The sequence below is a fragment of the Virgisporangium aliadipatigenens genome (genome assembly GCF_016863615.1).
Classification (GTDB): domain Bacteria; phylum Actinomycetota; class Actinomycetes; order Mycobacteriales; family Micromonosporaceae; genus Virgisporangium; species Virgisporangium aliadipatigenens.
Genome location: NZ_BOPF01000004.1, coordinates 385,390 through 409,158, shown reverse-complemented (window position 1 = coordinate 409,158; position 23,769 = coordinate 385,390). Strand labels below are relative to the sequence as shown.

General features: G+C 72.0%; 22 protein-coding genes. 5 read left to right on the top strand and 17 right to left on the bottom strand.

Annotated elements, in window-relative coordinates; translation table 11 throughout:
- Positions 1 to 29: 29 nt before the first annotated feature.
- From Val02_RS08490 to eno, 6 genes are all read right to left on the bottom strand, one after another.
- Positions 30 to 467 carry a hypothetical protein gene (locus tag Val02_RS08490; protein ID WP_239152568.1) on the bottom strand — a complete coding sequence of 146 codons (438 nt, stop codon included), beginning with the start codon at positions 465 to 467 and terminating at the stop codon, positions 30 to 32.
- 24 nt (positions 468 to 491) lie between these two features.
- Complete coding sequence (locus tag Val02_RS08485; protein ID WP_203898348.1) at positions 492 to 1,424, bottom strand: Ppx/GppA phosphatase family protein; 933 nt, start codon at positions 1,422 to 1,424, stop codon at positions 492 to 494.
- 29 nt (positions 1,425 to 1,453) lie between these two features.
- Positions 1,454 to 1,957 (bottom strand): amino-acid N-acetyltransferase, encoded by a 504-nt coding sequence (locus tag Val02_RS08480; protein WP_203898347.1) that lies wholly within the window; start codon positions 1,955 to 1,957, stop codon positions 1,454 to 1,456.
- Positions 1,958 to 1,991: 34 nt separating this feature from the next.
- A complete protein-coding gene (locus Val02_RS08475; RefSeq protein ID WP_203898346.1) occupies positions 1,992 to 2,507 on the bottom strand; it encodes a DUF501 domain-containing protein in 516 nt (171 codons plus the stop codon).
- A gap of 79 nt (positions 2,508 to 2,586) precedes the next feature.
- Positions 2,587 to 3,282: an FtsB family cell division protein gene (locus tag Val02_RS08470; RefSeq protein WP_203898345.1), complete on the bottom strand. Its 696-nt coding sequence runs from the start codon at positions 3,280 to 3,282 to the stop codon at positions 2,587 to 2,589.
- Positions 3,283 to 3,284: 2 nt separating this feature from the next.
- A complete protein-coding gene (eno, locus tag Val02_RS08465; protein WP_203898344.1) occupies positions 3,285 to 4,568 on the bottom strand; it encodes a phosphopyruvate hydratase in 1,284 nt (427 codons plus the stop codon).
- 206 nt (positions 4,569 to 4,774) lie between these two features.
- On the opposite strand from eno, the gene Val02_RS08460 reads away from it, so the two are divergent.
- Positions 4,775 to 5,410, top strand: a complete 636-nt coding sequence (locus tag Val02_RS08460; RefSeq protein ID WP_203898343.1) for a hypothetical protein — start codon at positions 4,775 to 4,777, stop codon at positions 5,408 to 5,410.
- Positions 5,411 to 5,538: 128 nt separating this feature from the next.
- Here Val02_RS08460 and Val02_RS08455 read toward each other — a convergent pair whose 3' ends face one another.
- The gene (locus Val02_RS08455; RefSeq protein WP_203898342.1) at positions 5,539 to 7,149 is read right to left on the bottom strand and encodes a DUF885 domain-containing protein; all 1,611 of its coding nucleotides are present in this window, start codon (positions 7,147 to 7,149) and stop codon (positions 5,539 to 5,541) included.
- 32 nt (positions 7,150 to 7,181) lie between these two features.
- A complete protein-coding gene (gene pdxR / locus Val02_RS08450) occupies positions 7,182 to 8,519 on the bottom strand; it encodes a MocR-like pyridoxine biosynthesis transcription factor PdxR (RefSeq protein WP_203898341.1) in 1,338 nt (445 codons plus the stop codon).
- A gap of 66 nt (positions 8,520 to 8,585) precedes the next feature.
- Here pdxR and Val02_RS08445 point away from each other — a divergent pair, with 66 nt between their 5' ends.
- On the top strand, positions 8,586 to 9,491 hold the full coding sequence (locus tag Val02_RS08445; RefSeq protein WP_203898340.1) for a DMT family transporter: 906 nt from the start codon (positions 8,586 to 8,588) through the stop codon (positions 9,489 to 9,491).
- A 203-nt stretch (positions 9,492 to 9,694) separates the two neighbouring features.
- Here Val02_RS08445 and Val02_RS08440 read toward each other — a convergent pair whose 3' ends face one another.
- From Val02_RS08440 to mfd, 5 genes are all read right to left on the bottom strand, one after another.
- Positions 9,695 to 10,141: a hypothetical protein gene (locus tag Val02_RS08440; protein WP_239152564.1), complete on the bottom strand. Its 447-nt coding sequence runs from the start codon at positions 10,139 to 10,141 to the stop codon at positions 9,695 to 9,697.
- A 140-nt stretch (positions 10,142 to 10,281) separates the two neighbouring features.
- A complete protein-coding gene (locus Val02_RS08435; protein WP_239152563.1) occupies positions 10,282 to 11,244 on the bottom strand; it encodes a nucleoside triphosphate pyrophosphohydrolase in 963 nt (320 codons plus the stop codon).
- On the bottom strand, positions 11,228 to 11,908 hold the full coding sequence (locus tag Val02_RS08430; protein ID WP_203898339.1) for a hypothetical protein: 681 nt from the start codon (positions 11,906 to 11,908) through the stop codon (positions 11,228 to 11,230). Before Val02_RS08430 ends, Val02_RS08435 begins: the two co-directional genes overlap by 17 nt.
- A gap of 4 nt (positions 11,909 to 11,912) precedes the next feature.
- The gene (locus Val02_RS08425) at positions 11,913 to 12,659 is read right to left on the bottom strand and encodes a DUF4184 family protein (RefSeq protein ID WP_203898338.1); all 747 of its coding nucleotides are present in this window, start codon (positions 12,657 to 12,659) and stop codon (positions 11,913 to 11,915) included.
- A 10-nt stretch (positions 12,660 to 12,669) separates the two neighbouring features.
- Positions 12,670 to 16,260 (bottom strand): transcription-repair coupling factor, encoded by a 3,591-nt coding sequence (mfd, locus tag Val02_RS08420; RefSeq protein WP_203898337.1) that lies wholly within the window; start codon positions 16,258 to 16,260, stop codon positions 12,670 to 12,672.
- A 98-nt stretch (positions 16,261 to 16,358) separates the two neighbouring features.
- On the opposite strand from mfd, the gene Val02_RS08415 reads away from it, so the two are divergent.
- The gene (locus tag Val02_RS08415; RefSeq protein WP_203898336.1) at positions 16,359 to 16,934 is read left to right on the top strand and encodes a phosphatase PAP2 family protein; all 576 of its coding nucleotides are present in this window, start codon (positions 16,359 to 16,361) and stop codon (positions 16,932 to 16,934) included.
- Here the strand turns inward: Val02_RS08415 and Val02_RS08410 are convergent.
- From Val02_RS08410 to Val02_RS08400, 3 genes are all read right to left on the bottom strand, one after another.
- Positions 16,931 to 17,374 carry an SMI1/KNR4 family protein gene (locus Val02_RS08410; RefSeq protein ID WP_203898335.1) on the bottom strand — a complete coding sequence of 148 codons (444 nt, stop codon included), beginning with the start codon at positions 17,372 to 17,374 and terminating at the stop codon, positions 16,931 to 16,933. The genes Val02_RS08415 and Val02_RS08410 overlap by 4 nt on opposite strands.
- A complete protein-coding gene (locus Val02_RS08405; protein ID WP_203898334.1) occupies positions 17,371 to 17,736 on the bottom strand; it encodes a VOC family protein in 366 nt (121 codons plus the stop codon). Before Val02_RS08405 ends, Val02_RS08410 begins: the two co-directional genes overlap by 4 nt.
- A 63-nt stretch (positions 17,737 to 17,799) precedes the next feature.
- Entirely contained in the window at positions 17,800 to 18,666 is an 867-nt protein-coding gene (locus tag Val02_RS08400; protein WP_203898333.1) for an alpha/beta hydrolase family protein, read from the bottom strand.
- 161 nt (positions 18,667 to 18,827) lie between these two features.
- Between Val02_RS08400 and ppc the strand changes: the two genes are divergently transcribed.
- Together ppc and Val02_RS08390 are read left to right on the top strand one after the other, a co-directional pair.
- A complete protein-coding gene (ppc, locus tag Val02_RS08395) occupies positions 18,828 to 21,560 on the top strand; it encodes a phosphoenolpyruvate carboxylase (protein ID WP_373317870.1) in 2,733 nt (910 codons plus the stop codon).
- A gap of 29 nt (positions 21,561 to 21,589) precedes the next feature.
- Positions 21,590 to 22,162 carry a DM13 domain-containing protein gene (locus tag Val02_RS08390; RefSeq protein WP_373317873.1) on the top strand — a complete coding sequence of 191 codons (573 nt, stop codon included), beginning with the start codon at positions 21,590 to 21,592 and terminating at the stop codon, positions 22,160 to 22,162.
- Between the two features lie 19 nt (positions 22,163 to 22,181).
- Here Val02_RS08390 and Val02_RS08385 read toward each other — a convergent pair whose 3' ends face one another.
- Positions 22,182 to 23,744, bottom strand: coding sequence for a methyl-accepting chemotaxis protein (locus tag Val02_RS08385; protein WP_203898331.1), 1,563 nt, complete (start codon positions 23,742 to 23,744; stop codon positions 22,182 to 22,184).
- Positions 23,745 to 23,769 lie beyond the last annotated feature (25 nt).

Below are 23,769 nucleotides of genomic sequence, written 5' to 3'. Positions count from 1 at the left end.
CGCAGATCTGGCTGTTTCCCTAGATCGCGTCAGGCGGCCAGGCGCACGGGCACGTCCGGCTCGCGGTCGACCGGTCGTGGCAGCGCCTCCAGCGGCCGCGCCACGAGGGACGGCGGCGGCGAGATAGGCAGGGCGGCGGCCCCGGCCCCGAGCGGGCGTGGCGAGCGCCGGCGCTGCGACGCGCCCGAGCTACCGCCCCGGCCCGGGTAGACGAAGCGGCCGTTGATCGGATCCGGCACGGCGTCGAGCGCCGCGGTCACGACCGGCAGCGCGCGGAACCGCTCCCACGCCCCGTCCGAGCGGAACCCGACCTCCAGGACGATCCCGAACGGGGTCACCGTCCAGGTCCAGTCGTAGGCGCCGTTGGTCAGCAGCGCCTCCTGCAACTCCTCGCCGTGCGCCCGGCGCCACTGGCTCGCCGGGAACCGACCGTCGCACACCTCGATCGACCACCATTGCAGCTCCATGGCAATCGACGGTACGCCCGCCGGTTACGAAGTGGCTGTGCCAACGTCGACGGCGCTGTAGGCGATGCCGTCGAGGATGTCGTGCTCGCTCGCGATGACCGCGTCGGCGCCGGTGCGTTCCATGATCACGCGCAGGATCAGCGCGCCCGCGCCGATCACGTCGGCCCGCCCCGGGTGCATCACCGGGTGTTCGAGCCGCCGCGCGACGCTCGCCCCGAGCAGGTCCGCCGTCACCTTCGCCACGTCCGCCGCGGAGATCCGCGCCTGATGGATCCGGTCGGGCTCGTACGACTCCAGGCCGAGGGCGAGCGCGGCGACCGTCGTCACCGATCCCGCGAGCCCGATGAGGGAACGCCCACCGCCGCGCCCCACCGCGTCGAGCGCACGGTCGACGGTGGCCGCGACGTCGGCCTCCGCCGCGGCGATCTGCGCGGACGTGGGCGGGTCGCCGTGCAGGTGGCGTTCGGTCATGCGCACGCAGCCGATGTCCACGCTGACGGCCCGCTCGACACCGCTGTCCCCGACGACGAACTCCGTCGAGCCGCCGCCGATGTCGACCACCAGGTACGGCCCGGGCGTCTCCAGCCCACGCACCGCCCCGGTGAACGACAGCCGCGCCTCCTCGTCTCCGGTGATCACCTCGGGGGCCACGCCGAGCGTGCGCGTGACCATGCTCCGGAAGTCGTCGGCGTTCTCGGCGTCGCGGGATGCGCTGGTGGCGACCATGCGGACCCGCTCGGCACCGAGGGCGCGCAGTTCCTCCGTGTAGCGGGCGAGCGCGACGCGGACCCGTTCGATCGCGGCGGGAGCGAGCCGGCCGGTCCGGTCGACGCCCTCGCCGAGGCGCACCAGTTCCAACCGGCGGGTCAGATCCGTCAGGCGGCCGGACCCGTCGACATCCGCCACGAGCAGCCGGATGGAGTTGGTCCCGCAGTCGATCGCCGCTACCCGTGTCATGCGCCGAACCCTACAGATGTCGCCGTTCGCTACAGATGCAGCAGCATGCGGATGTTGCCGAGCGTGTTGGGCTTGACCCGTTCGAGGTCGAGGAACTCCGCTACGCCCTCGTCGTAGGAGCGCAGCAGTTCCTCGTAGACCTCGTGCGTCACCGGCGTCCCGTCGATCACCTTGAACCCGAACGACGCGAAGAACCCGGTCTGGAACGTGAGGCAGAACACGCGCTTGACGGCCAGTTCGCGGGCGGTGACGAGCAGCTCGGCGACGATGCGGTGGCCGATCTTCTGGCCCCGGCAGTCCGGGTCGACCGCGACGGTGCGCACCTCCGCGAGGTCCTCCCACATGACGTGCAGCGCGCCGCAGCCGACGACCGCGCCGTCGGAGGCCCGTTCGGCGACCCAGAACTCCTGCACGTCCTCGTACAGCTTCACCGTCGCCTTGGACAGCATCTGGCGGGGCTGGGAGTACAGGTCGACGAGGCGGCGGATGCCCCTGACGTCGGTGGTGCGGGCGCGCCGGATGATGACATCCACCCGGTGACTGTAGACGCTCAGAAGCGAACCACAGTCACACGCACGGTCCGTCCTTCCACCACTCCCCGACCGCTTCCAGGGTCTCGTCCCCGAAGGGGTTGACCCCCTCGCCGACCGCCAGGCGGTGTCCCAGGTGGACGTGCAGGCACTTCACGCGCCCCGGCATGCCGCCCGCGGAGACGCCGTCGATCTCCGGCACCTCGGCGACGGCGGCGCGCCGGGCCAGGTAGTCCTCGTGCGCCGCGCGGTACCGGGCCGCCAGTTCGGGATCGTCGGCCAGCCGCGCCGCCATGTCCTTCATCAGCCCCGCCGACTCCAGCCGGCTGCACTCCGCCGTGGCGCGCGGGCAGGTCAGGTAGAACAGCGTGGGGAACGGCGTCCCGTCCGGCAGCCGCGGTGTGGTCTCCACCACGTCCGGCTTTCCGCACGGGCAGCGGTGCGCCACGTAGCGGGTGCCGCGCGGCGTGCGCCCCAGCTGGGCGGCGACCGCGTCGAGGTCGTCCGGCGTCGCGGGCTCCCGCACAGCAGGCCCGGGATCCTTGTCGCTCATGCCGCCGGCCCGCTGCGCTCACCGGCGCCACGAGACGCGATCGCACAGTGCCCCATGGTGAGCTCCCGCAAGCGTCCGCTCACGTCTGGGGCGTCCCCTGCGGCCGGTCCGCCGCGCGCACGCTCGACCAGAGCTTGCCGTACCAGGGGTCCTGCGGCACGGCTCCGGTCGGCGCCTTCTCCTGCTGGTCCCCGGCCGTCGCCGGATCCGGCAGCGGCACGTACGGCTTCTCCCCCGGGAGGATGTAGTGCAGCTTCTTGCGCGCCTGCGCCTTGATGAACTCGGGGTCGTCCCACTTCGCCCGTTCCTCCGCCAGAGCCTCGATACGACGGCGCTGCGCGGCCTGCTGCTGCTCGAGCCCGGCGATCTCCGCCTGCTGGGACAGGTACACGCGGACCGGATAGGCGTACGCGAGCAGCAGCCCGACGAGCACCATGCCGAGCACCGCGGCCCGGCCGGTCAGCTTCCTCGGCTGCGGCGCGCGGGTCCGCTGCGTGGCGCCGGTGCCGCCACCGCGCCGCGCGGCGGTCGGACGCGACGCACCCGTCGGGCGGGAACCCGGCGACGGCCGCGCCGCCACACCACCGACGCCGCCGGCGCGGGTGAACGCGCCGTGTCCGCCGCCGGGAAAGGCACCGCCGGTGGAGCCGCCGCGCGGGAACCCGCGGCCGGAGGCCCCACCGGTCGGACGGCCGGTACGCGAAGCACCGGACCGGGCACCGCGCGGAGCGCGACCACCCGGTCCGGCGCCGCCGGTGCCCGGTCGATTAGCCATGGTTACGCGGAACGGTACCGCGGGAAGGCCCCGCGACCCGCGTACCGCGCCACGTCGCCCAGCTCTTCCTCGATGCGCAGGAGCTGGTTGTACTTCGCCACCCGGTCCGAACGGGCCGGCGCACCGGTCTTGATCTGGCCGGTACCCGTCGCGACGGCCAGGTCGGCGATCGTGGTGTCCTCGGTCTCCCCCGAACGGTGGCTCATCATGCAGCGCAGGCCGTTGCGGTGGGCCAGGTCGACGGCGTCCAGCGTCTCCGTCAGCGAGCCGATCTGGTTGACCTTGACCAGCAGGGCGTTGGCGGCCTGCTCGGCGATGCCCCGGCTCAGCCGCTCCGGGTTGGTGACGAACAGGTCGTCGCCCACGATCTGGATGCGGCTGCCGAGCGCGGCGGTCATGCCGCTCCACGCCGCCCAGTCGTCCTCGGCCAGCGGGTCCTCGATCGAGACGATCGGGTACGAGTCCACCAGGCCCGTGTAGTAGGCGATCATCTCGTCGCCCGACTTCTTGACGCCCTCGAACGTGTAGGCGCCGTCCGCGTAGAACTCGGTGGCCGCGACGTCCAGCGCGAGCACGATGTCGCCGCCGAGGCTGTAACCGGCCTTCTCCACGGCCTCGGCGATGAGGTCGAGCGCGGCACGGTTGCTGTCCAGGCTGGGTGCGAACCCGCCCTCGTCGCCCAGCCCCGTCGCCAGGCCCTTCTTCTTCAGCACGCTCTTCAGCGCGTGGTACACCTCGGCACCCGAACGCAGCGCGTCCCGGAACGTGGGAGCACCGATCGGCGCCACCATGAACTCCTGAACGTCCACATTGGAGTCGGCGTGCGCGCCGCCGTTGAGGATGTTCATCATCGGGACGGGCAGCAGGTGCGCGTTGGGGCCGCCGACGTAGCGGAACAGCGGCAGGCCGGCGGACTCGGCGGCCGCCTTGGCCACCGCCAGTGAAACGCCCAGAATCGCGTTGGCACCGAGGGTCGACTTGTCGGGCGTGCCGTCCAGGTCGAGCATCGCCTGGTCGACGGCGCGCTGGTCGCTCGCCTCGTAGCCCAGGATCTCCTCGGCGATTCGTTCGGAAATGTTGGACACGGCCTTCTCGACGCCCTTGCCGAGGTAGCGCTTCGCGTCGCCGTCACGCAGTTCGAGTGCCTCGAACGCCCCCGTGGAGGCGCCGGAGGGCACGGCCGCGCGAGCGGTGCTGCCGTCATCGAGCCCGATCTCGACCTCGACCGTCGGGTTGCCGCGCGAGTCGAGAATCTCGCGGGCGACGATTGCTTCGATGGTGGCCACGATGGCTCACTCCCTGTTCACATCTGTGGACAATCCCCGGGTACGCCAATCGTGCAGCCTAGTCGCGTTCCCGACGGGGACGTCGGGCAGGTCAGATATGGGCGGAACCAATTTGCGGCGGCACCCGTTCTGGGTAGAAGCTATGCGCCATGCTTTGGTCCCGATCGCGACTGTCCGTAGTGCTTGCTGTCGCACTGTCGGTACCGATGCTGGTCGGATGTGCCCCCTCGGAGGAGTCCGGCCTGTTCAACGACCTTGCGGCGCAGCTCGACGAGGCGGGCGAGCTGACGTTCACCGCCGAGTACCGGCTCGCCGGCGGGGCGTCGGCCCTCCTGGCCCAGGCACAGGAGCCTAAGCGGGCTGTCTACCAGTTCCCCGGCGGAAAACTGGTGACGACGGACGAGGCGACGACCGACTGCCGGACCGCGACGGACGCCACCCGCTGCACGCTGACGGCGCCGCCGACCAACCCGACCGACCCGGTCCTGGAGCTGGTCGCCGGCGCGGAGCGCTCCCCCAACCCCGGCCCGATCCCCTCCGCGAGCGGGGGCCTCGTGGCGCCGAGCGCGGCGCTGCGGCTGGTGAGCCAGGCCGCGCTCGACGGCGGCACGGTGACCCGCCACGAGACGACGATCGCCGGCAAGGCGGCCACCTGCGTGGGGGTGCACGGCTCGGCCGGGCTGACCGTGTGCATCACCAAGGAGGGGGTGCTGGGGCGGTTCACCGGCACGGTCAACGGCAACGCCGTCCAGCTGGAGCTGGAGCGCTACAGCGACTCCGCCGACCCGAGCCTCTTCGCCACCCCGGCCGGCGCCACCGTCGAGGACAAGCGCCCCAGATAGTTGATCCGGCCGCCGGAGGCGAGCGCGACTGCACGCGGGCGCGGCAGCGTAGCCCCGCAGGGGCCAGCGGTGCAGCCCGGGAGGCAGCGGTCACGCCCCCGACGGGCCCGTGAAATGAAGCTCTTGATCTAGATGTTGAGCAGCGCGCGGAGATGGCGCGGGGGCGGCGATCCGTGCGAGAGCATCGCGTCGTGCCAGTCCCGCAGCGGCGTGTTCGCCGGGCGCGCCCTGGCGATGGCCGCGACCTCCAGGTATCCGACGAAGTAGGTCGACAGCTGGGTCGAGGTGAGCAGCGCGCGGCGCCACTTGCCGACCGCCTCGCCCTCCTCCTGGAACCCGCTGCCGCGCATCAGCGCCAGCGCCTCCTGCTCCGACATGTCCGCGCAGTGCACCAACTGGTCGATGATGGCGTTGATGGTCATGCGCAGCTGCATCTTCAGCTGCTGCAGCTTCACCGCCCGGCCGCCGTAGCCGTGCTCGACCATCAGCTCCTCGGCGTAGACGGCCCAGCCCTCGACGAACGGCCCGGACCGCGAGACGGCGCGCACCTTCCGCGCCCCCTTCGCCCGCCGGGCGTGCGCGAGCTGCAGGAAGTGCCCCGGCATCGCCTCGTGCACTGTCAGGTTGCGGATCATGTGGTCGTTGTACTCGCGGTAGAACGAGTCGACCCGCTCGGCCGGCCAGTCCGCGGGCGTCGGTGAGATGCAGTAGAACGTCGGCAGGTCCCCGCTCTCCAGCAGCCCCGGCGGGTCGCAGTACGCCACGGCGATCCCGCGCGCGAACTCCGGCATCTCCAGGATCTCGCACGGATCGTCCACAAGGGACACCAGCTCGAACTGGTCCACGAACGCCGTCGCCTCGGCCATCGCCTGCCGCGCACGCTCCACAATGGACGTGTTGTCCGGGCGGTCCCGCGCGGAGCGTTGAAGCGCTTCGCGCACGGCGTCGTCGGTGGCCGGAGCGCCGGTCATCGCGGCGGCCGTCTCGCGGATCTCCTCGCTGATGCGTTCCAGGTTTTCGCCGGCGGACTTGATGATCTGCGCGGCGGTCAGCTCGGTGTCGAGCGTGTGCCACAGCCGCGCCTCCCACAGCCGTCGGCCGAGCCGCGGGTCGCGCCCCTCGCCCTGCTGCGCGCGCAGCCACGCCACGAACTCGTCGATCGCGGCGGCCGCCGTCTCCTGCGCGGGATTGACCGTCGCACGGAGGCCGGGCTCCTCTCGCAGCAGCGCGTCGGCCTCACCGCGGATGAGCGAATGCAGACCCGTGAACTGACCGATCGCCGTCTCCAGGTGGATGCGCGGCACGTCGCGCAGCACGGCGCGGGCGGTGGCCAGCGTGTCGGGCAAGGCGGTCAACCGCGCGGCGAGTGCGGTCAGCCGCTCCTCGACCGGCGCGAACGGCCGGCTCAGCAGCGGGTGCAGCAGCCCGCCGGGGTTGTGCGCCATCGGGTTCCACTCGTGCTCGCGCACCTCGGTCAGCTCGAACAGCGTGCGTTCGACCCGGGCCAGCAGCACCGTGCAGTCGACCGCTTCCTCCGGCGTCAGCGCGTCGGTGTCCACCTGGGACAGTGCGTCGGCGGCGTCGCGCAGCAGCGCCACGTGCCGGGCGACACCGTCGGGTGACAGGTCGGGCAGCCGGTCGTCGTAGCGGTGGTCGCCGGCGGTCTGGGCGAGGACGGGGCTTTCCGCGAGCATCGCGTCGACGATCCGCTCGGCCACGGTGCTGAACTGTTGCCGCATAAGGGAACCGTACTGCCACGGGCGTCCCATGGTCACGGTCGCCGGACAAGTTTCCCCACGGTCGCTACGGCGGCGGTGAGTTCGTCGGGGCGGTGGGTGGCGTATCCGAGCACCAGGCCGGGCGCTCCGGGGGCGTGCCGCAGCGTGCTGAGCGCGATCGGGCCGAGCCCGGCCTCGTGCGCGCGGTGCGCGAGGGCGACGTCGTCCACGTCGGGCGGGAGTTCGACGACGAGGTGCAGGCCGGCCGCGACGCCGTCGATGCGCGCGTGCGGGAGGTGGGTCCGCAGCGCGGCCACGACCGCGTCGCGCCGCTGACGGTACAGGCGCCGCACCCGCCGCAGGTGCCGGTCGTACCCGCCGTTCTCCAGCAGGTGAGCGAACGCGAGATGCTCCAGCGTGGGGCCGCCGTGGTCGGCGATCGCCTTGGCGGCGTGCACCCTGGCGCGCCACGCGGGCGGCACGACGAGCCAGCCGATCCGCAGCCCCGGCGCGAGCGCCTTGCTGGCCGAACCGATCAGCGCCACGGCGTCCGGCGCGAGCCCCTGCATGCAGCCCACGGGCTGCCGGTCGTAGCGGAACTCCGCGTCGTAGTCGTCCTCGATGACCAGCCCACCGGTGCGCCGCGCCCACGCCACGAACGCCGCCCGCCGCCGCGGCGCCAGCACCACCCCGGTCGGGAACTGGTGCGCGGGCGTGAGGAAGACTTTCGTGGCGGCTCCGATCGACGCGGGATCCGCGCCCTCACCGTCCACTGTCAACGGTCGTACCCGCAGGCCGTGCGCGACGATCTGGTCCCGGATGGCCGCGCTGCCCGGGTCCTCCACGCCGATCGGGCCTGTCGTCAAACCGGCCAGCAGCGACATCGCCTGTGCCGCACCCGTGGTCACCACGACGTCGTCCGCCGTGCACCGGGCCGCGCGCACCCGCCCGAGATAATCCGCCAGGGCCTCCCGCAGCCGCGGCGTCCCGGCGGGGTCGCCGTAGTCGAGGTCCGCGTGTCGGGCGTTGTCGAGCGCCGCACCGTACGCGCGCTTCCAATCACTCCGGGGGAACGACTTCAGGTCCGGCACCCCCGGTCGCAGCGCCCGGGCTTCCGGGGCGGGCGTTTCGGCGGGGGTGCGCGGCGGTGCCGCGAGCGCGTTCTCGGCGACGACCGTGCCCGCCCCGCGGCGCGCCACGAAGCGGCCCTCGGCGACGAGCTGTTCGTACGCCCCGACGACGACGCCCCGCGAGAGTCCGAGGTCGGCGGCGAGGTCCCGGGTCGCCGGCAGGCGCGTGCCGGGCGCGAGGCGGCCGTCGGCCACGGCGTCGCGCAGGGCGGCGGTGAGCCCGCGCCCGGTGCGCTCGGCGAGGTTCAGCAACGCCTCCAATTGGTCCTCCTTTTCTTACCGAGCTTGGCTCTCTTTCAGGAACCAATTCCTTCCTAGCGTAGGGGCATGAAGTCCCACTCCGGCGCTCTGTACTGCGCCGCCGGCATGACGATCCTGGGCGCCTCGGTGCCGGTGAGCCGGTTGCTGCTCGACTATCCCGTGCTCACCGGCCAGTGCGGCCGCTACGCCCTCGCCGCGCTCGTGTTCGCGGTGATCCTGCGGGTGCGCGGAACACCCCGCTCCCCTCTCTCCTCCAGCGACTGGCTGCGGCTGCTGCTGCTCACGGCGAGCGGGCTGGTGGCGTTCAACGTGCTGCTGCTGACCGCCCTGCGCCACGCCGACCCGGCCGTCGTCGGAACGGTCGTCGGCGGCACGCCGCTGGTGCTGTCGTTCGCGGGGCCGCTCGCGCAGCGCCGCCTGCCGGCCGCCCGGGTGGTCGTCGCCGCCGTGATCGTCATCTGCGGCGGGCTCATGGTGCACGGCGCCGGCCACGCGGACCGGATCGGAGTACTCGCGAGCCTGGGCACACTCGTGTGCGAGGTGCTCTTCTCGGTGCTGGCGCTGCCGCTGCTGCCCCGGCTCGGGCCGCTGCGCGTCTCGGCGCTGACCTGCGCGCTCGCCGTGCCACTGCTGCTCGTCGCCGCCATCGTCACCGGCGAGAGCGCGCGGCTGCGCCTCCCGACCGGAACGGAGGCCCTGGGCTACGGCTACGTCGGCGGGATGCTGACGGTGGTGGCGTTCGTCTGGTGGTACACCGGGCTGCGCCGCCTCGGGCCGGAACGGGCCGGCCTCTTCGTCGGCCTGCTCCCGCCGGTGTCGCTGCTCACGGCGGCCCTGATCGACGCCCGCCCGCCCGGCGCGGTGGCTCTCGCCGGCGTCCTCGTCGTAGCCGCCGGCCTGGCGTTCGGCCTCTCGTCGGGACGCCGGCCCGAGGCCGTCAAGATCGCGGCGAATGCTACGCGTGCCACGTAACGCAGCGCGAAGTACGTGGCACGCGTAGCATTCCGCCAACCGATCACCTTCGGCGATTCCCGTAAGTACCCACAACCGGAATCGCGTTAACTTTCTCCGCGCTCAGGAGGTCCGGCATGATTCCGGTCGGACGGCGCCGGGGTGCACACACGATCACCTCGTCCGGCGTCACGACAAGGTCCACGCGGAAGTCATGCGCAGCCTCAGGCAACTCTTCGTCCGCGACCTGAAGAGGATGCACGGTCGTGGCGATGGCAGTCCCCGGCCCGATCAGTCCGGCCTCGATCAGCAGCGCGACCTCGATATCCGAGCGCCTCGGCGCCGGTGGGCTCGAACGCCTCGCTCAATACGGCCGGTTCGAGCATGTAGAACGGCTTCGCTTCGGCCAGTCTCGGCACCGCCATGTAAAGCAACTTGCGGTCACGTAACGCACGCACCCGCGCGGGAAGCTGCGCCATGTCGAGGTTTGACTCGACCGTCCGGGCCCGGCGCCGGACGTCGAGATCGGCAAGGCGCGCAGCGGCTCGACCGGCACCTTCGAAGTCGGGGATGTGGCCGTGGACGCCAGGCGGCGCCGCGTGGTGCCGCTCCAGAAGCGCCCAGATCTGGTCACGTGTCCTCTGCTTGGCACGGTCGATGTCAGGCGTCATCTCCGCCACTCCTAGGCGGCGGCCATCAGGGCCAACAACCGGTCGTCGACCTCCTGCACGATTCTCTCGTTCCGCCATGGGCGGAGCTCGCGAGCTGCCGAGAAGGCGATATTGAGACCGCCTCCGAGCGGTGGTCCTGCTCAGTCGGTCTCGGCGGCCCGGGCGCGGTCGATCCAGCGGAGCGTGGCCTCCCTCAGGAGGGCCTCGGCGTCTGCGCCCTGCTCGCGGAGGAGCGCGACGATGCCCAGCAGGCCGTCGCCGTCCACTGTGGACGGCGCGGGAACGGGTTCCGCGAGGCCGGCGCGTTCGGCTCGCTGGAGGGCTTTCGCCGCCAAGGAGAGCGCGGGCTGGGCGAGCACCATCCCGTCGAACGCGGACTTGCGCGACTTCTCCGCCTTCTTGATCTGCTCCCAGTTGGCGGTGATCTCGTCGATGCCCTCGACGGGCAAGCCGGCAAAGACGTGCGGGTTGCGCCGGATCAGCTTCTCCACCAGCCCGCCGGCGACGTCGTCGATGTTCCAGCCGCCGGCGTTCTCCGACAGGCCGGCGTGCAGAACGACCTGGAGCAGCACGTCGCCGAGTTCCTCGCGCAGGGCGTCGGGGTCGCCGGACAGGATGGCGTCGTAGGCCTCGTACGCCTCCTCCAGCAGGTACGGCGCCAGCGAACGCGGCGTCTGCGCACGCTTCCACGGGTCTCCGTCGGGCGCCACCAGGCGGGCCATCACGTCCACCGCCTCCAGCAGACGCGCACCGGGCGGATCCCAGGAGCCGTAGAGCAGTTCCAACTCGGCCAGATCCGGCTGGCGGGCGACCCGCATGCCGATCGCGCGGGCCAGGTCCTGATCGCCGTCGGGGCTAGCGAGCCACACGGCGGTGCCGTGCTCCCGCGCGGCCGCGAGGAGCTCCTCCGCGGAAGAACCCCCGACGCTGACGACGGCGCCGGCGAAGCGCAGGGCCGTCACCTGGGCGCTGTCGGCGGCCGTGTACACCGGGAACGCCCGCACGACGTCCCAGGCCTCCGCCGTCAGCAGGCCCGCTGGCAGCCGCGGCGAGGTGACCAGCAGCACCACCCGCGGGCGCTGGTCCTCAGCCGGCAACGGCAAGGTCGGCGACCGCGTCGGAGCCGGTGGCCAGCACCAGCGGAACGTCACTGAGGCTCGCGATCAGCGGCCGGTAACGCGGGTTGATGACGACGTCCCGCTCCTGCGCCACCTCGGCCAGCGAGTTGCGCACCGTCACGACCTTGAGCACCGACGGGTTGCGCCGCAGCGACGGGGCGACCTCCTCGAACGGCGTCCCCGGCGGCACCTGGCCGTTGCGCTGCAGGCCGAGGATGATCGCCCGCAGGTCCAGCTCGGTCGGGTTGGCCGTCGGCGCGGCCGCCTCGAACAGGGCGTTCATGGTCGTGTACCAGTCGCCGTAGACGTGCACCAGCTCGCTGCCGGCGGGCAGGCCCAGCGTGGCGGCCGCCCCGGCGTAGTCCGGCGCGGGGACTGTGGTGCCCTGCTTCGCGGCCGCCCGGCGGCCCAGGTCGACCATCACCAGCCAGCTGACCAGCGTCGCGCGGGTGACCACCGAACGGATCCGCGCGTCGGTCCCCTGAGCCTCCTTGAACAGGCTCTCCACCCGGTCCTCGGTGATCCGCGAACCGCCCACATAGGCCGCCGTCCCGGGCTGTGCCCGACCGCACGCGGTGAGCGCGACGGCGGCCGTCAGCGCGGCGACGGCGAGTAGGACGCTTCGGCGGGTACGCGGCATGGTGCTCACTTTCTCACGATCCCCCCAACCGGGACGGAACCGGGTGGGTCGCCGCGCCGACGAGCAGACCCGCATGCGCCACGATCAGCAGCCGCACGATGACGATCGTGTGCACCTCCGACCCGGCGAGCAGCGGCTGCACGAGCACACCCAGCGCCCACGCCGCCCCGACCGCCGTCCAGAACCGCCGCGGGTCCCGCGCCACGGGCGGCACCTCCGCGCCGGCGCGGATCAGGTCGTTCCGGCCCGCGTAGAGCATCGCCGCGAGCACCGCGAGCGCCCCCGCCGCCGTCGAACCGAAGAAGAGCCACGAGTACAGCGGGCGGCCGTCGACCGTGTGCCACAGGGTCTCGATGACGATCCGCCCGTCGTCGAACGACCGGTGCGTGACGATGTCCCACAGCCGGTGCGAGAGCGCGCCGACCCACGCGCAGCCGGCCGTCACGTACCAGCGCGGCCGGACGTTCCCCAGCACCGCGTAGTCGCGCAGCGCCAGCGGCCCCAGGGGCGGCAGGTGGGCGCAGACCGTGGGCGCCGCCCACCGGGTCAGGGCCGCCAGCGCCATCGTCACCGGCACGCAGAACCACACCAGCCCCCACCAGCTGTGCGCCTCGATGTCGACGTAGGGCGCCAGCGCGTACGGGAGATCCGGCGCCGTCGAACCGAGCACCAGCGCGACCCGGTCGCACCACCACACCCGTCGGCGACGCAGCATGAACGGGAGGACCGCCGCCGCGTGCGACGGGAACGTCAGCGGCATCCCCCCAGTCTCAACGGCCGGCGGCCGGCGCGGGCGGATCTCCGAGAACCGACGTCAGAAGTTCGGCGCACCAGTCGAGCAGAGCGGTGTCGCGCATCGGCTCGCCGCCGACCCGGCGCGTGCTCGGCCGGGGCAACGACACCTGGTCGGCCGCCGCCTTGTACACCGCGTCCGGGTAGAGCCGCTTGAGCCGCAGCTGCTTGGAGTCCGGCAGCGGCAGCGGCGCGAACCGGATGTGCTTGCCCTGCAACGACACGTCGGTGAGCCCGTACGCGCGGGCCTTCAGCCGGAAGCGCGCCACCGACACCAGGTTGGCCACCTCGGCCGGCGGTTCGCCGTAGCGGTCGCGCATCTCGGCGGCCACCTCGTCGAGCCGTTCGGTGTCCCGCGCACCGGCGATCTTGCGGTACATCTCCAGCCGGAGCCGCTCCGCCCCGATGTACTCCAGGGGCAGGTGCGCGTCGATCGGCAGGTCGACCTTGACCTCGGTCTCCTCCTCCGGCGCCTCGCCCTTGAACTGCGCCACGGCCTCGCCGACCATGCGCACGTACAGGTCGAAGCCGACGCCCTCGATGTGCCCGGACTGCTCGCCGCCGAGCAGGTTGCCGGCGCCGCGGATCTCCAGGTCCTTCATGGCGACGTACATGCCGGCGCCCAGTTCGGTGTGCTGGGCGATGGTGGCCAGCCGCTCGTGCGCCTGCTCGGTCAGCGGCTTCTCCGGCGGGTACAGGAAGTAGGCGTAGGCGCGTTCGCGGCCCCGGCCGACCCGGCCCCGGATCTGGTGCAGTTGCGACAGACCCAGCATGTCGGCGCGCTCGACGATCAGCGTGTTGGCGTTGGGGATGTCGATGCCGGACTCCACGATCGTCGTGCAGACCAGGACGTCGAACTCCTTCTCCCAGAAGCCGACCATGATGCGTTCGAGCGCCTCCTCGCCCATCTGGCCGTGCGCGACGGCCACCCGGGCCTCGGGGACCAGCTCGCGCAGCTTCCGCGCGGCGCGTTCGATCGACTCGACCCGGTTGTGCAGGTAGAAGACCTGGCCGTCGCGGAGCAGTTCGCGGTGGATGGAGGCGGCCACCTGCTTGTCGTCCTGCGCGCCGACGTACGTGAGGACGGGATGCCGCTCCTCCGGCGGGGTGGCGATGGTCGACATCTCCCGGATGCCGGTGATCGCCATCTCCAGCGTGCGCGGGATCGGCGTCGCCGACATGCTCAGCACGTCGACACTGGCCCGCAACGCCTTCAGGTACTCCTTGTGCTCGACGCCGAAGCGCTGCTCCTCGTCCACGATGATCAGACCCAGCTGCTTGAACCGGGTCGACTTCTGCAGCAGCCGGTGCGTGCCGATGACGATGTCGACGTTGCCCTCGAACAGCCCCTCGATCGTCTGCTCGCTCTCCTTCGGCGTCACGAACCGGGACAGCTGCTTGATGTTGATCGGGAACTGCGACATGCGTTCGGCGAAGGTGTTGTAGTGCTGCTGGGCCAGCAGGGTCGTCGGGACGAGCACGGCGACCTGCTTGCCGTCCTGCACCGCCTTGAACGCCGCGCGCACCGCGATCTCGGTCTTGCCGTAGCCCACGTCGCCGCAGATCAGCCGGTCCATCGGCACCTGCTTCTCCATGTCGCCCTTGACCTCGTCGATCGCGGCCAACTGATCCGGCGTCTCCGTGTACGGGAACGCGTCCTCCAACTCCCGCTGCCACGGCGTGTCCCGCCCGAACGCGTGCCCCTTGGCGGACTGCCGCGCCGCGTAGAGCTGGATGAGCTGCGCCGCGATCTCCCGAACGGCCTTGCGCGCCCGCGCCTTCGACTTCTGCCAGTCGGAGCCGCCCATCTTGTGCAGCGTCGGATTTTCCCCGCCGACGTAGCGGCTCAGCTGGTCCAGCGCGTCGGTCGGCACGAACAGCCGGTCGCCGGGCTGGTTCTTCTTGCTGGCCGCGTACTCGATCACCAGGTACTCGCGCCCGGCGCCGTTGACCGTGCGCTGCACCAGCTCCACGTACTTGCCGATGCCGTGCTGCTCGTGCACGACGAAGTCGCCGGCGCGCAGTTCGAGGGGGTCGATGGTGTTGCGCCGGCGGGCCGGCATCTTGCGCATGTCCTTGGTGGACGCGCCCCGGCCGCCGGAGATGTCGTTGCCGGTGAGCACGACCAGCCGCGCACCCTCGTCGACGAGGCCGTGGTTGAGCCCGCCGGTGCAGACGGTCACCACGCCCTCGGCCGGCGGCTCGCTGATCGTCTCGACCAGCGTGGTCCCGATGCCGGCGTCGCGGAACACCTCCGCGGCGCGCTGCGCCGGCCCGTGCCCCTCGAACACGACCGCGACCCGCCAGCCGTCGCCCGACCAGCGCTTGAGGTCGTCGACGACCCGGGCCGTCTCGCCGTGGTACAGCGGCACCGGCTGCGCGCCCAGGGTCAGGCCGACCGCGTCGTCATCGGTGATCGCCACCTCCTCCGCGGCGTCGAGCCACGGGGTGTCGTCGGCCGGCTTGCGCTCCGCCTCCACCAGACCGAAGGGGCTGAGCGTCCACCAGCGCTGACCCCGTGCCGCCACCTCCGTGCGCACGTCCGCGAGGCTCCTGAACGACGCCGCGCCCAGATCCACCGGCGCCCGACCCCCGGAGGCCGCGGCGGCCCAGCTCGCTTCGAGGAACTCGGCACTGGTGCGCACGAGGTCGTGTGCGCGCGTGCGGATCCGCTCCGGGTCGCAGAGCAGGACATGGGTGCCCCGCGGGAGGCAGTGCACCAGCAGTTCCAACGAATCACTGCCGTCGAGAAGGGCGGGGGCGAGACTCTCCATGCCCTCGACGGGGATCCCGGCGGCGATCCGGTCGAGCATCTCCGACAGCTGCGGATGCTCCGTGGTCAGCTCGTTGGCCCTGGCCCGCACGGCGTCGGTCAGCAGCAGCTCGCGGCACGGCGGCGCCACCATGGCCTCGCGCTTCTCCACGGTCCGCTGGTCGGCGACGGAGAACGTGCGGATCTCCTCGACCTCGTCGCCCCAGAACTCGATCCGGAACGGGTGCTCCTCCGTCGGCGGGAAGACGTCGAGGATGCCGCCGCGCACCGCGAACTCGCCCCGCTTCGTCACCAGGTCCACCCGCGCGTAGGCGACGTCCACCAGGTGGGCGACGACCTCGTCGAGGTCGGCGGTGGCACCGGTGGACAGCTCGATCGGTGTGAGGTCGCCCAGCCCCTTGAGCTGCGGCTGCAGCACGGCGCGCACCGGCGCCACCACGACCCGCGGCGGGTTGGGGTCGTGCGCCAGCCGCCGCAGCACGGCGAGGCGCCGCCCGACGGTGTCCGAACGCGGCGACAACCGCTCGTGCGGCAGCGTCTCCCACGACGGATACACCACCACGCTGTCCGGCGGCAGCAGGCAGCCGAGCGCGTCGGCGAGATCGTCGGCCTCCCGTCCGGTGGCCGTGACGGCCAGCACCGTCGCGTGCCGCGCGACAGCCGCCGTCACGAACGGCCGCAGCGCCGGCGGCGCCGTCACGTCGACGCGTTCGGACCCGGCATCCGCCGCCAACGAAGCGGTGCGGGCCAGGGCACGGTCGGCGAGGGCTGCGGGCAGGAGTCCGGCGAGTTTCACGGCGATGCCACCTTCACGAGCACGCGAACAGGCCCCCTAAGACGACGGCCCAGGGGGTTGTGTCCACCAGCCTAGCCCGCGGGTCGGACAATCCTGCGGTGTCGAACACGCGACGGGCCGCCACCGTCATCACCGAGGCGCTCGCGCCGGCCGTGCTCGTGGCGGTCATCTCGCCGATCATCGCCTGGCACGCCGGTTCGCCCGGGTGGGGTGTGGCCACCGCCGTCTTCACCGCGGGCGTGCCCATGGCGTACGTGCTGCGCGGGGTGCGGCGCGGCGAGTACGACGACCACCACGTGGGCGACCGGGCCAAGCGGCCGCTGATCCTGGCCTTCGCGGGCGGGTCGGTCGGCGTGCTGCTCGCGCTGATGGTGCTGCTCGACGCGCCGCGGGACATGATCGCGCTGGTCATCGCGATGCTCTGCGGGCTGGCGCTGACCCTCGCCGTCACCTACCTCGCCCGGTGGAAGGTGTCGCTGCACACGGCCGTCGCGTCGGGGACGGTGACGACGCTGGTGCTGACGTTCGGCCCGTGGCTGAACGTCGGCTGGGCGCTGGTCGGCGCCATCATGTGGTCGCGGGTGACGCTCCGGGCGCACACGCCGATGCAGACCGTCGTGGGGCTCCTGCTCGGCCTGCTCGCCGCCGGCGCCATCTACCCCGCCCTGCGCTAGCGGCACCACCAGTCGGGGTCGGTGGTCGCGAACGCACGGCGCAGGTAGTCCTCCAGATCGCGCGCCACCCACCAGCGCCCGTCGGTCTCGTGGTCCCACACGAACACGTCCGGCCGCACCGGCTGCCGCACGAACCCGAACTGGCTGGCGTCCGGCGCGTCCCCGAAGAACATGAGCGGCTCGAACGGCATGTACAGGGAGCGGTAGTCCGCGTCGGCGCGGAAGGAGCGGTTGTCCCGCAGGATCCGCGCCGCCGACCAGACGACCTCGGTGCCGTAGGAGTCCCGCACGCTGCCGACCTCGCACAGCAACGCCGTCAGGTCCTTCGGCACCGGCTGGCCCAGCCCGTCGACGATCGCCCGCACCTCGGCCCCGGTCGCCGGCTCGCCGAACGTCGCCTCCGGCAGCAGCCCGGCGACGAGCTCACGCCACCCGGTCATCGCTGCTGCATCAGGCCGATCTGGTGGCCGTCCGGATCCGTGAGGAAGACCATCCACAGCTCGCCCGCGTCGTCCCGGTGCACCACGTGCGGTGTGTCCAGGAACGTGACCCCGGCCTTCTGGAGGCGTTCGTACTCGGCGTCCAGGTCGTCGACGCGGAAGTACAGCACGCACTTGCTGGTGAACTCCGGGTGTTCCGGCGTGCCCAGGTACAGCCGCACCTCGCCGGCCTGGAAGAACGCCATCGGCTGCCCCGGCACCCGGAACAGGAACGGGATCTCCAGCACGTCCCGGTAGAACTCGACCGCCCGGTCGACGTCGCGCACGCTCACGTGGATCTGCCCGAGGGCTCCCAGTGCCATGCGGACCTTCATAACAGAAGCGGGGCGGCCGCGGTGTGCGCGGCCGCCCCTCGCCTGCGGTTTCTAGCAGCCGAGGCCTCTGCTGCGGAACGACGAGACGCTCAGCCCGCTCTGGCACAGGAACGGCGTGAAGCGGGTGTCGTCGTCCAGGTAGCGCTTGAACGTCGACACGATCGCCCGCGAGGCGACGGAGTTCGGCAGCTGCGGGAAGAAGTGGCTGCCGCCGGCGACCTCCACGTAGCCCTTCGCCGAGCTGCCCAGCGAGTTGTAGAACGGCACCGAGTGGATGGCCGGCGCCGCGATGGTGTCCAACTGCCCACCGACGATCATGACCGGCTGCCGCACGGAGCCCCACAGCGTGTTGAGGTTCCACGGCGCCAGCGGCACACCCGCCTTCAACGACGAGCGGGAGCGCAGCGCTTCGAGCGTTCCACCGCCACCCATGGAGTGGCCGGCGACGCCGAGGCGCGTCCGGTCGACGCGACCGGCGACGGAGCTGCGGCCGGTCAGGTAGTCGAGCGCGGCGAGCAACTGGTCCCCGCGCTGCCCGGGCTGGTCCAACGTGGTGTTGGTCTCGATGCCGATCACGACGATGCCCCACGACGCGAGGCGGGGACCCAGCCAGCTGATGCTGGACCAGTACGCCGTGAACCCGGGCGAGATCGCGACGGCCGGGTAGGGCCCGTCGGCGGTGCTGGTCGGGTAGTAGATCTCACCGCCGCCGAAACCGGTCACCGCGAGGCGGGAGACGTTGACGCTGGCGGTGCGGTAGCCGCCGTCGCCGGTGATGTTGAGCGACGTGGGGGCGATACCGCGTTCGGCGGCGAGGGCGTTGGGCGCCACGGCGACGCCGGCACCCAGCAGGACCGCCAGCGCGGCGGTGATGGACAGGATGCGGGCGCGGCGGGTGCGCCAGGGTCTGAACTGCACTTTCGGCTCCCTGCGGGGGGTCAGGAGATTGGTGCCGATGAGTCTGTTACTCCCGCGTAGCCGACGCATCGGCAGAATTACCGGCCAAAACGCGTCCGGTAGGTGGACTTCGTCGGCTGCGTCACATCCGGAGGAAACCTCGCGCCACTAGCATCCCGAGCGTGGACGCTGACTTCGACGCCGCTCTCCGATCCGACATCCGCCGCCTGGGAACGCTGCTCGGCGAGTGCCTGAGCCGCCAGGAAGGCCCGGCGATGCTCGAACTGGTGGAGCAGATCCGGGTCCTGGTCCGCACCGACGGCGACGCTGCCGCACATCGGCTCGCGGCCCTCGACGTGCCGACGGGGACTCTCCTCGCGCGCGCCTTCTCGACCTACTTCCACCTGGCGAACATCACCGAGCAGGTGCACCGCGCCCGGGACCTGCGCCGCGACCGCGGCCAGTCCGGCGGGTGGCTGGACCGCGCGGCGAAGCTCATCGCCGACCGGGGCGTCGGCGTGCGCGAGGTGAGCGCCGCCATCGGCCGCCTCGCCATCCGCCCCGTCTTCACCGCGCACCCGACCGAGGCGGCGCGGCGTTCGATCCTGACGAAGCTGCGTGCCGTGGCGGGTGTGCTGGAGAAGGAGGCCACCGCGCAGGCGGTCGACGGGTGGGCCGACCGCGCCCGGGCCGACCGGCGGCTCGCCGAGCTGATCGACCTCCTGTGGCAGACCGACGAGCTGCGCCTGGAACGCCCCGAGCCGACCGACGAGGCCCGCAACGCCGTCTACTACCTGGCCGACCTGGCCACCACGACGGCTCCCCGGGTGCTGACCGATCTCGCCGAGACCCTGGCCGACCTGGGAGTTCCGCTGTCGCCGACGGCGCGGCCGCTGACGTTCGGCACGTGGATCGGGGGCGACCGGGACGGCAACCCGTACGTGACGCCGGCCGTCACGCGGGACGTTCTGCTGATGGCGCACGAGCACGGGCTGCGCGCCGCCGAAGCCATGATCGACAAGATCATCGACGAGCTGTCCGTGTCCCGGCGCATCCGTGGCGTCTCGCTCGACCTCGCCGCCAGCCTCGCCGCCGACCTCGACAAGCTGCCCGAGATGAGCGAACGCTTCCGGCGGGTCAACGCCGAGGAGCCGTACCGCATGAAGGCCCGCTGCATCCGGCTCAAGCTGGAGAACACCCGCGAACGCCTCGCGAACGGCACCGAGCACAAGCCCGGCCGGGACTACCTCGGCACCCACGGCCTCATCGCCGACCTCGAACTGATGCGCGCCTCCCTGGCCCGCAACGGCGGCGCGCTCACCGCCACCGGACGGCTGGCGTCGGTGATCCGCACGCTCTCCGCGTTCGGGCTGCACCTGGCGACCCTCGACGTACGGGAGCACGCCGACGCGCACCACGAGGTGCTGTCCCAGATGTACCGCCGGGTCGGCGAGGTCGACTACGCCAAGCTCGACCGGGCCGGTCGCCTGGAGACCCTGACCCGCGAACTGGACAGCCGGCGGCCACTGTCCACGAGGGACACCCCGCTCTCGGCGGCCGCGTCGAAGACGTTCGAGGTGTTCCGCACGATCCGCCACGCGCAGGAGCGCTTCGGGCCGGAGGTGGTCGAGTCCTACATCGTCTCCATGACGCAGGGCGTCGACGACCTGCTCGCCCCGGTCGTGCTGGCCCGCGAGGCGGGGCTGGTCGACGTGGCGGCCGGGACGGCGCGGATCGGGTTCGTGCCGCTGCTGGAGACCGTCGCCGAGCTGAACGCCGCCGACTCCCTGCTCGATCACCTGCTGAACATCCCCGCCTACCGGGCGGTGGTGCGGGCGCGCGGCGACGTTCAGGAGGTGATGCTCGGCTACTCGGACTCCAACAAGGAGGCCGGGATCACCACCTCGCAGTGGTCGATCCACCGGGCCCAGCGGGCGCTGCGCGACGTCGCCGCCCGGCACGGCGTGCGACTGCGGCTCTTCCACGGCCGCGGCGGCACGGTCGGGCGCGGCGGCGGCCCCACCCACGAGGCGATCCTGGCGCAGCCGTGGGGCACCCTCGACGGCGCGATCAAGGTGACCGAGCAGGGCGAGGTGATCTCGGACAAGTACACGCTGCCGAGCCTCGCGCGGGACAACCTCGAACTGACCGTCGCGGCGGTCCTGCAGAGCGCGCTGCTGCACACCGAACCGCGCCTGCCGGCCGAGGCGCTGGAGCGCTGGGACGCGACGATGACCACCGTCTCCGACGCCGCCTACAAGCGCTACCGCTCACTCGTGGAGAACCCGGACCTGCCCGCCTACTTCTGGGCCTCCACGCCGACGGAGCTGCTCGGCGCGCTGAACATCGGCTCCCGGCCGGCGAAGCGGCCCGACACCGGCGCCGGCCTCGGCGGGCTGCGCGCCATTCCGTGGGTCTTCGGCTGGACGCAGACCCGGCAGATCATCCCCGGCTGGTTCGGGGTGGGCAGCGGGCTCGCCGCCGCGCGGGCCGCCGGGCTCACCGACCAGCTGGCCGAGATGCACGAGCGCTGGTTCTTCTTCCAGACCTTCGTGTCGAACGTCGAAATGATGCTCACGAAGACCGATCTCGACATCGCGGCGCGTTACGTCAGCGAGCTGGTACCCGAGCCGTTGCAGCCGATCTTCGACACGATCAAGGAGGAGTTCGAGCTGACCAAGCGCGAACTGCTCGCGGTCACCGGCGAGTCGGAGTTCCTCGAACGGCAGCCGGTGCTGGGGCGCACGCTCGCCGTCCGGGACAGCTACCTGCAGCCGTTGCACCATCTGCAGGTGGCGCTGCTGGCGAGGTACCGCGCCGAGCACGACCCGCGCGCCGACGGCGACCCCGCGTTGCAGCGCGCCCTGCTGACCACCGTGAACGGCATCGCCGCCGGGATGCGCAACACAGGGTAACGATGCTGTAAGGGTCGTCGGTGGTCCCGATCCGGTTCACTTGGCTTGTGTTGAGGAAGCCTCTGTTCTGGGTCGGGATCGCATCGGTGGCGGCTGTGGTCGTCGCGTTCGGGCTGTACTGGTTCCAGCCCTGGAAACTCGTGACGAACGAGACCGCGGACGATCCGCTGGCGGCCGTTCCGCCCGCGGCCACCGCGCCGGCGACGCCGGGGGCGCCGTCGGGAAGCGCCACCGCCGCCGCTCCGCCGGCCGGGCCGCGGGTACTCCTCAAGGGTGAGTTCATCACGCACGAGCACGACACCAGCGGATCGGCGCGGGTCGTGGTCCAGCCGGACGGCAGCCGCACCCTGGAGATCGCCGACCTCGACACCTCCAACGGGCCCGACCTGCGGGTATGGCTCAGTGACCAGCCGGTGAAGCAGGGCACCGCCGGGTGGACGGTGTTCGACGACGGCAAATGGGTCGAGCTGGGGAAGCTCAAGGGCAACAAGGGGAATCAGGTATACGACATCCCCGCCTCGGCCGACCTTGATTCACTGCGCAGCGTGACGATCTGGTGCAAGCGCTTCTCGGTCAGCTTCGGCGCCGCCGCCCTCGCCTGACGCCCGCCGCGTCCCCCGCTCAGTAGACGAACCTCGCCACCAGCCGCTGCAGGTCGCCGGAGAGTTCGGCCAGCTCGCGACTGGCGCGCTGACCGGCGTCGACGGTGCGACTGGTCTCCTCGGCCGCCGCGGCCACCTCCACGATCGTTCCGGCGATGCTGGTGGCGCCCTCGGCGGCCGAGGCCACGTTGCGGGTCATCTCGCCGGTCGTCGCCGTCTGCTGGTCGACGGCCGACGCGATCGACGTCTGGTAGTCGCTGATCCGCCCGATGATCTGACTGATCTCGCCGATCGCGGCGACCGCGCTGCCCGTGTCGGCCTGGATCGCCTGCACCCGCCGGGCGATGTCCTCGGTGGCGCGGGCGGTCTCCTGGGCCAGTTCCTTCACCTCGCCGGCCACCACGGCGAAGCCCTTGCCGGACTCCCCCGCCCGGGCCGCCTCGATGGTGGCGTTGAGGGCGAGCAGGTTGGTCTGCTCGGCGATCGAGGTGATCACCTTGATGACGTTGCCGATCTCCGCCGACGAGTCGCCGAGCTGCGCGACCGTCCGGTTGGTCGCGTTCACCATCGACACCGCCTGCTCGGCGACGCGCGCGCCGTCGCTGGCGTTGCGGGCGATCTCGCCGATCGACGCGGCCATCTCCTGGGACGCCGTCGCGACGGTCTGCACGTTCTCCGACACCTGCGAGGCGGTGCGATCCGCCGCGTCGGCCCGCCGGGAGACCGTCTGCGCGCTGGCGACGACGCCGGCGGTCACCGAGTCGAGCTGCGCGGAGCTGCGGGCCACCAGGTCGGCGCTGTGTTTCAGGGCGGCGACGGTCTCCCGCACGCCGGCCGTCGCGCGGTTCACCGCGGTGGCCATGGCGCCCACCTCGTCCCGGCCGCTCACGTCGGCACCGACCGACAGGTCGCCGGCCGCCATCGCGTCCATCGCGGCGATCACCGGACGCAGCCGGCCGGTGATCGAAGCGGCGATCAGCAGCGCCAGTCCGACGGCGGCCAGCAGCCCCAGCACCAGCGCCACCAGCACCTGGGTCCGCGCGGTGGCGTAATCGTCGTGCGCCTCGGCGACGGCGGCGTCCACCTCGGCCGCCTCCGCCCGCGAGAGGTTGGTGACGGCCTCCTCCATGCCCTCCATCACGGCGTTGAAGTCGATCCCGGGCGGGCGGCCCGCCGAGGCGTTCTGCACGCCGGTGTTGAACTGCTGCCACAGGGTCTTGAAGCGCTCGATCTCCCGCTGGATCTCCGGCGGTTCGGATTCGGCGGCGTACGTGTCGAGCAGGGCGTTGAGCTGCTTGACCGCGGCCGCCGCGCCCTGGTCGGCGGTGGCCTGCACGGCGGGGTCGGTCGGGGCGTTCAACCGCAGCGCGGCGAAGTGGTTGATCATCGACTGGGCGCCGCGGATGTCGCTGAGCAGCAGCACGTCCTGAACGTTCTCGGCGCGCAGTTCGGCCACCTCGCGGTCCATCGCGGCCATCCGGGTCAGCGCCAGCACGCCGGTGAACAGCGCGGAGAGCGCCATCACCCCGATCGTGAGCAGGATCTTGGTCCGGATCCGTCGGTCGGCCAGCCAGCCGGTCACGCCACACACCTCCATCAGGCAGCAC